The following is a 12,709-nucleotide window of genomic DNA, read 5'->3' as shown; positions in this document are numbered from 1 at the left end:
TTCGGTGCATATCGACCGAGCGTATTGTATAGACGATGAACCGGCTTGAGACCCCGCACGGGGTGCTCAGCCGGTTTTTTCGTGCCCTCATTTGATGGATGCAGTCAGGCGCGTGCGCGGGGGAGAGCGGGTTACCCGCGGGGTTCCTTAGCTAGATGGAACACAAAGCCAATACACATGTTTATACATGGGTGCGCATAGCATCTTCTGGTAATAAAGCATAGGCAGTAATAAAAAAGTTTGAAATGAATAAGCATGCATAGCTTCTGCACAGCTTAGTCATGCCTGGCACAGAGAATAGCCCGGCATTCTAGAGACATGAACAACGAACAGAACATGACTCAGAACATTGACCAGACCATCCAGACCGCGGCAGAACAAGCAACCGCCGCACAAACCGCAGCAGAGCAGAAGCTAGCCAAGAAGAAGCTCACCCGCCGTATCTTTATCGGAGGCGGCCTCGGCGCACTCGCCGTAGTCGGCGGCGGCGCAGGCTGGGCGTACAACCGCTACCTGGCAGAGCACACCGAAATCGAGGACACCACCGCCTACGAGGCGGCAGCCGCCCAGGCAAACGCAAGTGCCTCCGGCTCCGCCACGGCAGACCCCACCGAACTGACCGGCGTGAAGGTCAACGGTCAGAGCCTCACCGCTAACGAAGGCTCGATCACCATCACCTCCAACACCACCGGCAGCGGCTCCGACGCGGTTGTCTCCTTCGTGGCAGACATCAAGCTCGACAACGCAACCCTGCTGCGTAGCGCCTTCGCCAACAACAAGTTCGGCCAGAACATTATCGACACCCCCTCGAATATCGCCTCCGAACACAACGGCATCTGGGCGATCAACGGTGACTACTACGGCTTCCGTACCACCGGCATCGTGATCCGAAACGGTGTTGTCTACCGTGACGCCGGCGCTCGCGAGGGTTTGGCCTTCTACCGCGACGGCTCCGTCAAGCTCTACGACGAAACCGCAACCAACGCCCAGACCCTCGTCAACGAAGGCGTGTGGAACACCCTCTCCTTCGGCCCGGCACTGGTCAAGGACTCCGCGGTTGTCGACGGTATCGACAGCGTCGAGGTGGACACCAACTTTGGTAACCACTCCATCCAGGGCAACCAGCCGCGAACCGGTGTGGGTGTGCTTGGCACCAACCACCTGGTCTTCATCGTGGTTGACGGCCGCTCCACCAACTATTCGCGCGGCGTGACCATGCCCGAGTTCGCGCAGATGTTCAAGGACCTCGGCTGCGTCAGCGCCTACAACCTGGATGGTGGCGGCTCCTCCGCCATGGTCTTCAACAACGAGCTGGTCAACCGCCCCCAGGGTGGCACCAAGGAGCGTGGCACCAGTGACATCCTCTACATTGCAGGGAGCGCATCGTGATTATCCTGATACCCGCCTATAAGCCGGACCAGTCATTGGTCCGCCTTGCCTGGGCCCTGCGCGAACAGGACCCGGGAGCCGAAATCCTCGTCATTGACGACGGATCCGGCAGCACCTACGCACCGATCTTTACCGAACTGCGTATCGACGGCGTGACCGTGCAGACCCACCCCTCCAACAAGGGCAAGGGTGCGGCACTGCGCACCGGCATCGCCTGGGCGAAAGCAAACCGCCCCGGCGAGGTCATCGTCACCGCCGATGCGGACGGCCAGCACCTACCCCAGGACATCTTCCGCGTGGGTGTGCGCACCGAAACCGCGGCGTCGGCAGGCCAGAAGAGCATCGTGCTCGGTGTGCGTACCAAGCCCGACCCCAACGCCGGCGAAGAAGGCACCAAGGTGCCGCTACGCTCCAAGATTGGCAACAGCGCAACCGTAGGCTTCTTCGCCCTGGCGACCGGCGCCCGCGTGGCAGACACCCAGACCGGCCTGCGCGGCTTCACCCCGCAGATCCTGGACTGGCTACTGCAGATCCCTGGCGATAAGTACGAGTACGAGTTCTCCATGCTGCTGCGCGCAACCCGCGCAGACGTGGACCTGGTACAGGTACCCATCGTGAAGGTCTACGAGCCGGGCAACCCGACCAGCCACTTTAGGCCCCTGCAGGACTCGGCGCTCATCTACGCACCGCTGCTCGCCTTCCTGGCCTCGTCTTTCCTGACCGGCTTCCTCGTGGATGCTATCGCCCTCTTCATCCTGGTGGGCTTGGGTGCTCCGCTCCTGGCAGCCGTAGTCGGTGCACGTATCATCTCGGCGCTGACGAACTTCACCGTCAACCGAATGCTCATGCACGACGGAGGCGCACGCCCCTCGGCATCCTCCTCGCTGGTGCGGTACGCCGTGCTGGCGGTGGGTATCCTCGCAGCCAATGCGGCTCTGATGGAAACCCTGACCGGCCTGGGAGTATCCCTGCTGGTTGCCAAGATCCTGACCGAGCTGATCCTCATTCCGGTCAGCTTCGCGGTCCAGCGCCGCTGGGTTTTTCTACCCGCCCAGAGTCAGGAAAAGCCGCGAGAAAAGGCGGTGGCAACCAACGCGCCTTCGGGTCTGCGTGCGGTGAGCAGCTACGAGTCCGCTCGCATGGAGGCAGCCGGTATCCGTACCGGTGTGCGCGCCTCCCAGGTACGTCCCTAGCGCTTTCTACCTAGCGTCCAGCTCGCTAGGGGCGTACCCCAAGATTTCTCCCACCCGTCAGTCGTGAGGGTGGGTGGGAGAAGCAAGCTGCCGCATCAGATGCGGCAGCGTTCTGTTCACGAAAAGCCCCCGCTGAGAAAACTCAGCGGGGGCTTTTTGTATGTGCCGTTTTTGTATGTACCGTCTAGCGGCGATGCCATTCTGCTGGCGCCATCTTATAGGAAGCCTATTAGCTCACCGGCTTCCGAGCTGGCAACATACCGATTACTGACCGGGAATCAGGCCGTGGGGAGTAATCAGGAACGGCGGGTTGTGGTTAACAGCCGGGTTAGTCACGTAACCAACACGAGCCGCACGGGTCGGGTGCTTGGGCGCACGCTTCGGCCAGGGCTTCGCGGTCGGGTTCGGGTCCTTCTTGCCCTGCACCATAGCCAGTGCGCTCGCCGCGTTCACAATGCCGGAACCGCAAGCGTTCACATCGCAGGTGAGCGGCTTGGAGCTCTGCTTCAGAATCTGCTTTGCACGCTCAGCGGTCAGCGAGGGGTCAACGGACTTCATCAGAGCAATCACGCCAGCGACCTGGGGTGCTGCCATGGAGGTGCCGTCGTACTCGGTGTAGCCCGCACCCTTGGAAACGGTGGTGCCCAGGTCCACGGTGGACATGATGCTGCTGCCGGGGGCGCTCACATCAACAAGCTTGCCGTAGTTCGAGAAGTCGCTACGCTTACCCTCCTGGTCGGTAGCGCCCACCACAATGGAGCCGCCGCAGTTAGCCGGAGCAACCTTGGAGGTGTCCTGACCATCGTTACCCGCTGCGACAACGAGAATCGCGCCGCGCTTGTTCACCTCGGCAATAGCCTTGGAGTAGGTTGCGGGGCAGGTGCCCTCGCCGCCGAGGGAGAGGTTAATGATCTTGGCGGGGTTGGAGTTTGCGGGAACACCCTCAACGGTGCCACCGGCTGCCCAAACCATTGCATCCGCAATGTCGGAGTCGTAGCCGCCGCACATGCCCAGGGCACGCACGGGCAGGATCTTGGAGTTCGGTGCCACGCCGACGATGCCGCGCTTATTGTTCATAATTGCGGCGATGGAGCCTGCAACGTGGGTGCCGTGCCAGTTCGACTCGCTTGCCTCAGAGTCCGCGTCGCAGACGCCGGCTTCTTCCCAGTTGCCCTGGTCGGTCGGGTCAGAGTCGCGGCCGTTGCCGTCACGGGCAATGGAAGGCTCGGTGATGAAATCGTAGCCGGGCAGAACGTTAGCGTCCAGGTCGGGGTGCTTGACGATGCCGGAGTCAATCACGGCAACGGTCACACCAGCGCCCTGGGTGGTCTTCCACGCCTCGGGGGCTGCCAGACCCTTGGTGCCGTGCAGGTTCCACTGCTGCGGGTACAGGGTGTCGTTCGGTGCCACAACCTGGTCCGATGCCTGCGCGGCCTTGGCGACCTGAGCCACCTTGGAGGTCGCGGCGCCACGAGCACGTGCATTGGAGCGGCGCAGCAGGTCGGGCTCAACGGATGCGACGGAGGGGTTGGAGCTCAGCGCCGCCATGTACTTCTCAGCCTGCTCTGCGGTGAGCTTGGAGGAGAGGGTCACCACGGTTGCCTTCTGGGCGGTGGTGCGTACGTAGCTGGTCTTGACCTTCAGCAGCTCGTCGATGCTCTTCACGTCGGAGCTGATGCCCTGGTAGAGAGCGTCGCTCCAGGTGGCGACCTGGGTGCCTGCGGGGCTTGCCCAGTTGATGCCGCCAGAGTTCAGAGCGCTGTCGGTGTAGGTGATGACGAAGCGGTTGAAGCCTGCCTTCTGCTGACCGGAGCTGAGGGAGGAAATGGTGGTGTGCGCCTTGGCGCGTTCGGCGCCGTTAGCCTTGGCGGGTGCCGCGAAGGATGCGGGGGCGCCCAGGGTCGCGACGAGTGCTGCGGCGGTGCCCAGGCTCAGCGCGGTGCGTGCGATGCGGCGCGCTGAGGGGTGAGTGGTAAAAGACATCGGGGTCCTTTGCGTATGTGAGTGCCGGAAGCGGCAAGTGGGTTGGTCATCCACTCACATAAATGCACTTTTGAGAAAATATTTGCATTCTTTTGCATATTTGCTTGTGAGGAGCGAATAGAAAAAGAAAATGCACATCACTGCATTGATGCGTATTTTTCTCTAAACCCCCGTATGGGAGTTCTTCGGAAGTAGTTTATGTGGTGAGATATCGCTATCCTAGCACCTTTTTCTATGTATCTAGCGCCTAAAACTCGATAGTGTGGCGTAGATAATGAGATTTTTCCTTCATGTAAATGCAGATAAAGAAATGCCTAGTCGAGATATTCTTATGCCTTAAAGTAGTGATTTAAGTATTGCTCATCTTTATATAAAATGAGGTGCATCACATTGTATATTTTATTCATAAAGTAACTGAAAAAGGGTGCTAGAGTATCTCACGGTGCGTACCCGTGCATGCACATTGTGAAGCCACTTCACAGCCCACACTATGCACCAACACTTCACTCTTCCGTATTCACTCGTACCGAGCGCACACACATCACTCTGCGCCCTTAACGCGAATCGGCAACGCTGCGCCGAACCGTGCATGCCCGGTACCCACTCACACAAGGACGTCTATGCTTCGCATTGCTCGCCCCTCGCAGGCACGCTCCTCACAGCGTTCCCTGCTGAGCTTCGTCACCGCAACCTGCTTGCTCTCGGCAAGCGTCATCCCCGCCGTGGCGGTACCCACCGCGCAGGCTACCCAGGCTTCTACCGCGGCACAAGCTTCTACCGCCGCGCAGGTCTCCAACACCGCACAGGCCACCCAGTCTGCACCCGTGGCGTACAACCGTTTCATCATCACCTACACCGAGGACGCGAAGAACGCCGCCTCCACCGACGCCACCGCAGACCAGATCGACTGGTCTGCAGCTGCCGGTACCCAGCAGGCAACCTGGAGCGACGCACTCTACGCCGGCATCACCTCCGACGTGCAGAGCATCGACGAGCTGCTGAACATTAAGACCAGCTACGTCCGCTCCACCGCGCTGGACGCCAGCGTGGTCACCACCTCTGCGGAGCTCACCCCCGCCCAGGCGCAGCAGTACATGAACGCTCTGAGTGCGAACTCCAAGGTTGCCTCCGTGTCGCCGGATATGCGCCGCTACGCCACCGTGGATAACACCTCGGAGCCCGTCAAGATTAACGACCCGAAGATGAACCGCATGTGGTCCCTCACCGGCGAGAAGGGCATCTCCGCGCTGGAGGCGTGGGGCACCACCCGCGGCAAGGGCGTGACCGTGGCGGTGCTGGATTCAGGCATCACTGCACACCCTGACCTGGACGCTAACGTGCTACCCGGCTACGACTTCATTGCCGAATCGGCGTTCTCTAACGACGGCGATGGCCGCGACTCCGACCCGACCGACGCCGGCAACTGGACCGTAGATAACCAGTGCTTCACCGGTTCGAAGGCGACCGCCTCCGACTGGCACGGCACCCATGTGGCGGGCACCATCGCCGCTATCGCGAACAACAACGAGGGTATTGCCGGTGTGGCACCCGAGGCGAAGATCGTGCCCGTGCGCGTTCTGGGTGCTTGCGGTGGCTTCGACTCGGACATCACTGACGGCATCATTTGGGCTGCCGGTGGTAGCGTGCGCGGTGTTCCCGCAAACCAGAACCCCGCCCAGGTCATTAACATGTCCATTGGTAGCGAGGGCACCTGTACCACCCCGTACCGCCAGGCGATTGCTCAGGCGAATAAGCGCGGCTCCATCGTGGTTGTCGCTGCGGGTAACAATAACTTTGACGCATCGAAGTCCAGCCCCGGCAACTGCGAGGACGTCATCACCGTGGGCGCGACCGATAAGAACGGCAAGCGCTCCTACTTCTCCAATTACGGCTCCCGCGTGGACGTGAGCGCGCCCGGTGGCGACCGCCGCTACTGGGGTGGCGGTATCCTCTCCACTCTGAACGCTGGCAAGACCGCTCCCGGTAAGGCTGACTACGCCGAGTACCAGGGTACTTCCATGGCGGCACCGCATGTTGCAGGTATCGTGGCGCTCATGAAGGCGGTTGACCCGAAGCTGACCTACGCTCAGGCGAAGAAGGTTCTGCAGTCCACCTCTCAGGGTGTTGAGTGCGACCAGTCCGCGTGCGGTTCTGGCATTGTGAATGCGGCGCGTGCGGTTCAGCAGGTCCGCTCCGACCGTGAAGCAGCAGACGCAGCTGCGGCTGAGGCGGCACGTAAGAAGGCGGCAGAGGAGGCCGCACGTAAGAAGGCGGCTGAAGAGGCAGCTCGCAAGAAGGCTGAAGAGGACGCTAAGCGTCAGCAGGCTCCCGCGCCTAAGGTGACCCCCGCTCCGGCTCCGAAGACTAACCGCCCGGTAACCCGCCCGTCCCGCCCGGTGACTCGCCCCTCGTACCCGTCGCGTCCGCGTCACGGTCACACTCCGCGTTACCGTTCCTGGTACGGTGCTTCTGCGAACACCTACCCGAGCAGCGGCTACCCGAACAATGGTTACCTGGGCTTCGCGACCGGTACCCACCGCTAGTCACTGTTACTAGCCGAAACTCTTTTTAGATGCGAAAAGCCCCCGATGATTTCTCTCATCGGGGGCTTCGCTATGCCCGTGAACCGGGTCTGTCTACGCTATGGGTAGCCTAGTGCTGATCGTCTGCTTCGCGGGGCTTCTGTGCGGGGTTGGTGACCAGCGGCTCGTCCTGGGTGACGGGCTCAGCGTCACCGTTCAGGTCTTGGACCTGGGCGTCTTCGGGGATTTCCATGGCGGGTGCGCCGGGAATTCGGTCGTAGTCGCCGGTGAGGGTCTCGCCGTTGGTTCCTGCCGCCTGCGCTGTTGCGGTAGTAGTTGCCTCTGTAGCTTCACCGGTATCGTCCGCAATCTTGGTGTTAGATGCTCCGGCGCTCAGGCCCTTAGAAATGATCTTGCGCGGTCGCAGATAGGTCACCCTGCCGTTCGCGTCCAGGTTTCCAGCCTTTTTCGCCAGGTTGAAACTGTTGATAATGCCGCGGCTGCAGAAGACCTTGTCGCATTTGATGCGATTACCTCCCGCGAGGGTGAATGCTCTCTCGACCTGCTGAGTGGTCATGGAGGTGCCGTTGACCAGCTGCTGCGCGAGCAGAGCGGAGACGTGCGGCGCCGCCATGGAGGTGCCGCTCTCGTAGACGTAGGTGAACTTGGTGTTATCCGGGCGGTCGAGGCTGTTCACGGACAGGGAGAGGATGTTCTCACCCGGCGCGGAGATGTTGACCCTCGTACCGTAGTTGGAGAACGACGCTCGTGTACCGGCCTTGGTGGTTGCGCCGACCGTGATGACGCCCATGCAGTTGGCGGGCGCGTACTTGGAAGCATCCGTGTTGCCGTTACCCGCCGCGGCGACCACGAGTGCACCCTTGGAGCGTGCAATGTCGATGGCGCGCTGGTACGCGGCGGGGCACCGGGTTACGGTGCCGATGGACATGTTGATGATCTTAGCGGGGTAGGTGTTGTCCGGCACGCCGTCAACGTGTCCGCCGGCAGCCCAAATGATGGCGTCGGCAATGTCGGAGGTGCGGCCACCGCAGCGGCCCAGCACGCGCACGGGCTGCACGCGGGCGAGGTCGGCGACGCCGACGATGCCCATGCCGTTGTTACCGCGGGCGCCGATAATGCCCGCCACGTGGGTGCCGTGCCAGGTGGAGGTGTGGGCGTTCGCCTGGTCCTTGCAGAGGTTGTAGGGTGCGTAGTCGCCTTCATCCAGGGGGTTGGGATCGCGGCCGTTGCCGTCGCGGGCGCTGAGCGGGTCGCTGACGAAGTCGTAGCCGTTCGCCATGCCGGTGACCAGGTCGGGGTGCGGCACGTAGCCGGTGTCGAGCACGGCGACCTTCACGTTTGCGCCGCGGCGCAGGCGCGCGTTACCGGTGTTCTGAACGCCGGTGGTGGGGTTGGTGAGGTTCCACTGCTTGCTGTACTGCGGGTCGTTGAACTGGAAGGTGATGTCGCCCTCTGCGGCGGGGTAGTTGATGTAGTCGGGTTCGACGGAGGCTACGTCCGGGTCGGAGGCGACCTTCGCCATGAACTCCTTCGCCTCGTTTTTGTTGAGGGTTTTGGAGGTCTGGATGACGGCGTCATCGGTGGAGGTGTTGTGCAGGAACTTGGTATCGACGTTCAGCGCTTCGCTGACGACCTCGACAGTGTCCATGATGTCGTCAACAATGCCGCGGACTGCGTCCCAGTCGCCGTCGCGCTGCATTTTGCGCTGCTTGGCTTCCTTGGTGTAGGTGACGATGAATCGGTCGAACACCTGCTGGGGGAGCGTACCGGGCGCCGCCGCGGTGGGGGTGTTGGGGCGTGCCGCGCCGTTGCGCGCGAGGGTGAGGGGGCTGACCGGGCCTTCGATCTGGGGTGCCGCCTGAGCTGCTGCCAGGATGGCTTCGTCGCTGGGTGCCTGCGCGAGGACGGCGGGCAGGTCACCTCCGAAGAGGATGGCGCCGGCGGCGAGCAAGCTCAGTGCCGCGCGTGCGGGGCGCTTGCGGCGGGTGCAGGGGCGAGGAGGTGTTTCGGTGCGGCGCGCGCCGATGTATGGAAGCCTCATCTGGTTCTCCTGATGTAGGTGGTATGCGGACTGTGTGATGTGTACTGGTGTTTCCGTCTGCAGGCGCACGGGGTGCGGATAGGGTTTTTACGGGGCGGCAAAAGGGGCCTGTTTTTGGGCGCGCTGAAGTAATGAATGGGGTGAGGGAATAGTGTTTTGTGGACCCCTTTTTCGTACCGGAAGAACTCTTTTTGGACGGTGTGCAACGTACGTTTCTAAGGTATCACCTCAGGGTGAGCTTGAGGGATTTTTGAGGTACTTTTCACGGGTTAATGTGCAGAAAATCAACCTGTGGAGGCTGAATAGTGCCCAATAGTTGAGAGTTTATGTAGGTAAAGCTTGAGAGTTAGGGTATGCGATGCGGGCTGTGCGGTGCCTCTTGCGAGTCGGGGAGAAAAGTAAATGTTTTAACACCGTGGTGTAAGCACTGGAATGCATTAAAAATGCAGTTGATAGCAAAAAATAAAAATAGCCTGAAATACACGCGAAATTAGATAAAAACCCGGTAGTAAAAACACCGGGCAGCGCGCACCCCCGGCAGCGCACCTCCGGTAGGCACACAAAAACCGGGGCGGCCACCGTAGAGGTGACCGCCCCTGCATCAGTAATTATCAGCACCAGTCAGGCTGGCGCTCGCTATCTACTGGAGAAAGCGTCCTTAGGATGCGTAGGAGCCCAGCAGGCGAACCGCGCCGCCGTCCACGCCCTTAGCGCCCTGAATGTAGTCGGCGCTGTTAGCCTCGGGCTCGCCGGCGGCAACAACATCACCCATGATCCAGGAGGGGATACCGCGGTCGTTCAGGCGCTTGGTAGCAGCCTCAGCCACGGAGGGGTCAACGATAGCGATCATGCCCACGCCCAGGTTCAGGGTGCGCTCCAGGTCAGCCAGGGGCACGTTGCCCAGCGAGCCGATCAGGGAGAAGATGGCGGGAATCTGCCAGGTGGAGCGGTCCACGCGGCCCTCCAGGCCCTGAGGCAGAACGCGAGCCAGGTTAGCAGCCAGGCCGCCGCCGGTCACGTGCGAGAAGCCGCGCACACCGCTACCGGTGGTGCCGTCTTCGCCGTTGACGGGGAATGCGGCCGCCAGGTCCAGGCAGTCTGCGGCGTACACGCGGGTGGGCTCGAGCAGTTCCTCACCGATGGTGCGGCCCAGCTCGTCCACCTGGCGCTCCAGACCCCAGCCGGCAACGTTCAGGACCTTGCGGACCAGGGAGTAACCGTTGGAGTGAATGCCGGAGGACGCCATTGCGATCAGCACGTCGCCTTCGCGCACGCGGTCGGGGCCGAGCAGCTCGTCAGCCTCGACCAGGCCGGTTGCTGCGCCCGCAACGTCGTACTCGTCTTCAGCGAGCAGACCGGGGTGCTCAGCGGTTTCGCCGCCAACCAGGGCGGTACCAGCCTGTGCACATGCGCCAGCAATACCGCGAACGATGTCAGCGATGCGCTCGGGAACAACCTTGCCGGTGGCAATGTAGTCGGTCATGAACAGGGGCTTAGCGCCGCACACGACGATGTCGTCCACGACCATACCGACCAGGTCGTAGCCGATGGTGTCGTGAATATCCAGTGCCTGCGCGATAGCAACCTTGGTGCCCACACCGTCGGTGGAGGTAGCCAGGTAGGGCTTGCGGTACTTGACCAGCTCGGAGACGTCGTACAGGCCCGCGAAGCCGCCCACGCCACCAACGACGGAGGAGTTGTGGGTCGCCTTGATAGCGCCCTTCATCAGCTCAACGGCGCGATCGCCAGCCTCTACGTCAACGCCTGCGCTCGCGTAGGTTACGGTGGTGGTGTTCTCGCTCATTTAGGATTCCTTCGGGGTAGTGGTAGCGGAGGAGTTTGCGGGGGTGCGGTCCTGCTCGGTGAGCAGTGCCTCGAGGTCGGCGTCGGGGCCGGGGTTGCACATGCCCATGCCGGCGTCGTCTGCGGCAACCTGTACTGCGGAGGCGTCGAACTTCGTTTCGAGGGTTTCGGTGCCTTCGCGGGTTTCGATGGAGACAGCCTCGGCGTGCTCAGGCTTGGAGGGGACGGGGCGTTCCACGGTCACCTCTGCCGCCTTACCGGCGAGGGGGCCGCCCTTGCCCTTCTCTTCGGAGTCGAAGAGGGACTTACCGCGTCGTTCTTCGCTGGGCAGCTCAATCGGGTATTCGCCGGTGAAGCATGCGGTACACATGTTTTCGGCGGGCTGCTCGGTGGCTGCCATCATGCCGTCCTGGGAGATGAAGCCGAGCGAATCGGCGCCCAGGGAGGAGGCGATTTCGTCCACGGACAGACCATTAGCAATCAGCTCTGCGCGGGAGGCGAAGTCAATACCGTAGAAGCAGGGCCACTTCACGGGCGGGGAGGAAATGCGAACGTGTACTTCCTTTGCGCCTGCTTCGCGGAGCATACGCACCAGGGCACGCTGGGTGTTACCGCGAACAATGGAGTCGTCAATCACGACGAGGCGCTTACCCGCCACCACGGACTTGAGCGGGTTCAGCTTGAGTCGAATACCGAGCTGGCGGATGGTCTGCGAGGGCTGAATGAAGGTTCGACCCACGTAAGCGTTCTTGACCAGGCCGTTACCGTAGGGAATGCCGGACTCTTCGGCGTAACCAATCGCGGCGGGAACACCGGATTCGGGGGTGGGCATGACCAGGTCAGCTTCGACGGCGTGTTCGCGGGCGAGCTGACGGCCCATCTCTACGCGGGATTCGTAGACGCTACGGCCGGAGATGGTGGTGTCCGGGCGAGCGAGGTAAACGTACTCGAAGACGCAGCCGGCGGGCTTTGCCTCAGCGAAGCGCTGGGAACGCAGGCCGTTCTCGTCGATGGTGATGAATTCGCCGGGCTCAACTTCGCGTACGAAGGACGCGCCGACAATATCGAGTGCCGCGGTTTCGGAGGCGACAACCCAGCCGCGCTCCAGGCGACCGAGCACCAGCGGGCGAACGCCCTGCGGGTCGCGTGCGGCGTAGAGGGTGTTCTCATCCATGAAGGTGAGGCAGAAAGCACCGCGCAGGGTGGGCAGCAGGTCGAGTGCTGCTTCTTCGAGGGAATCGAAGTCGTGCTCCGCCAGCAGGGCGGTGACGAGTGCGGTGTCGGTGGTGTTGCCCTGGGCGAGCTCGCCGTGCTTGGGAGGCTTGCCGCCATTCTTGGCAATCACTCGGTCGTAGAGGTCAGCCGAGTTGGTGAGGTTACCGTTGTGCGCCAGGCAGAGCGTGCCGTGCGGGGTGGTACCGAGGGTGGGCTGTGCGTTAGCCCAGTGGGATGCGCCGGTGGTGGAGTATCGGGCGTGGCCGATAGCGTGGTCGCCGGGCATGGAGCTGAGAGTGGCTTCGTCAAAGACCTGGGAGACGAGTCCCATATCTTTGTACACGTGGATGCGTTTGCCGTTGCTGGTTGCGATACCTGCTGATTCCTGGCCGCGGTGCTGGAGTGCGTACAGGCCGTAGTAGGTTAGCTTTGCCACGTCCTCGCCGGGTGCCCAGACGCCGAAGACGCCGCAGGCGTCCTTGGGGCCGTGGTCAATCGGATCGAGGTCGTGAGTGAGTTTTCCGTCGGGGCGAATCAATTCA

General features: G+C 61.9%; 7 protein-coding genes. 3 read left to right on the top strand and 4 right to left on the bottom strand.

What is annotated here, in order from left to right; all coding sequences use genetic code 11:
• Positions 1–318: 318 nt before the first annotated feature.
• Positions 319–1,389: a phosphodiester glycosidase family protein gene (locus RWL87_RS04890; protein ID WP_298699267.1), complete on the top strand. Its 1,071-nt coding sequence runs from the start codon at positions 319–321 to the stop codon at positions 1,387–1,389.
• Positions 1,386–2,582: a bifunctional glycosyltransferase family 2/GtrA family protein gene (locus RWL87_RS04885; RefSeq protein WP_070832013.1), complete on the top strand. Its 1,197-nt coding sequence runs from the start codon at positions 1,386–1,388 to the stop codon at positions 2,580–2,582. The genes RWL87_RS04890 and RWL87_RS04885 overlap by 4 nt, the downstream gene beginning before the upstream one ends.
• A gap of 264 nt (positions 2,583–2,846) precedes the next feature.
• On the opposite strand, the gene RWL87_RS04880 is transcribed toward RWL87_RS04885, so the two are convergent.
• Complete coding sequence (locus RWL87_RS04880; RefSeq protein WP_313969098.1) at positions 2,847–4,565, bottom strand: S8 family peptidase; 1,719 nt, start codon at positions 4,563–4,565, stop codon at positions 2,847–2,849.
• A gap of 620 nt (positions 4,566–5,185) precedes the next feature.
• Between RWL87_RS04880 and RWL87_RS04875 the strand changes: the two genes are divergently transcribed.
• The gene (locus RWL87_RS04875; protein ID WP_313969097.1) at positions 5,186–7,108 is read left to right on the top strand and encodes a S8 family peptidase; all 1,923 of its coding nucleotides are present in this window, start codon (positions 5,186–5,188) and stop codon (positions 7,106–7,108) included.
• A 109-nt stretch (positions 7,109–7,217) separates the two neighbouring features.
• On the opposite strand, the gene RWL87_RS04870 is transcribed toward RWL87_RS04875, so the two are convergent.
• The 3 genes from RWL87_RS04870 to purF all read right to left on the bottom strand — a co-directional run bounded on the left by RWL87_RS04870 (position 7,218) and on the right by purF (position 12,705).
• The gene (locus RWL87_RS04870) at positions 7,218–9,149 is read right to left on the bottom strand and encodes a S8 family peptidase (RefSeq protein ID WP_313969096.1); all 1,932 of its coding nucleotides are present in this window, start codon (positions 9,147–9,149) and stop codon (positions 7,218–7,220) included.
• A gap of 658 nt (positions 9,150–9,807) precedes the next feature.
• Positions 9,808–10,953, bottom strand: a complete 1,146-nt coding sequence (gene purM, locus RWL87_RS04865) for a phosphoribosylformylglycinamidine cyclo-ligase (RefSeq protein ID WP_044150117.1) — start codon at positions 10,951–10,953, stop codon at positions 9,808–9,810.
• Positions 10,954–12,705, bottom strand: a complete 1,752-nt coding sequence (gene purF, locus RWL87_RS04860; RefSeq protein ID WP_313969095.1) for an amidophosphoribosyltransferase — start codon at positions 12,703–12,705, stop codon at positions 10,954–10,956.
• Positions 12,706–12,709 lie beyond the last annotated feature (4 nt).

Source organism: uncultured Rothia sp. (genome assembly GCF_963555405.1).
In the GTDB taxonomy this organism is placed as follows: Bacteria; Actinomycetota; Actinomycetes; order Actinomycetales; family Micrococcaceae; genus Rothia.
This window is presented reverse-complemented; position numbering and strand designations above follow the sequence as displayed.

Coding starts and splice junctions, on each gene's coding strand:
- RWL87_RS04875 (WP_313969097.1), top strand. CDS start 5,186: ATGCTTCGCATTGCTCGCCCCTCGCAGGCACGCTCCTCACAGCGTTCC.
- purM (WP_044150117.1), bottom strand. CDS start 10,953: ATGAGCGAGAACACCACCACCGTAACCTACGCGAGCGCAGGCGTTGAC.
- RWL87_RS04880 (WP_313969098.1), bottom strand. CDS start 4,565: ATGTCTTTTACCACTCACCCCTCAGCGCGCCGCATCGCACGCACCGCG.
- RWL87_RS04870 (WP_313969096.1), bottom strand. CDS start 9,149: ATGAGGCTTCCATACATCGGCGCGCGCCGCACCGAAACACCTCCTCGC.
- RWL87_RS04890 (WP_298699267.1), top strand. CDS start 319: ATGAACAACGAACAGAACATGACTCAGAACATTGACCAGACCATCCAG.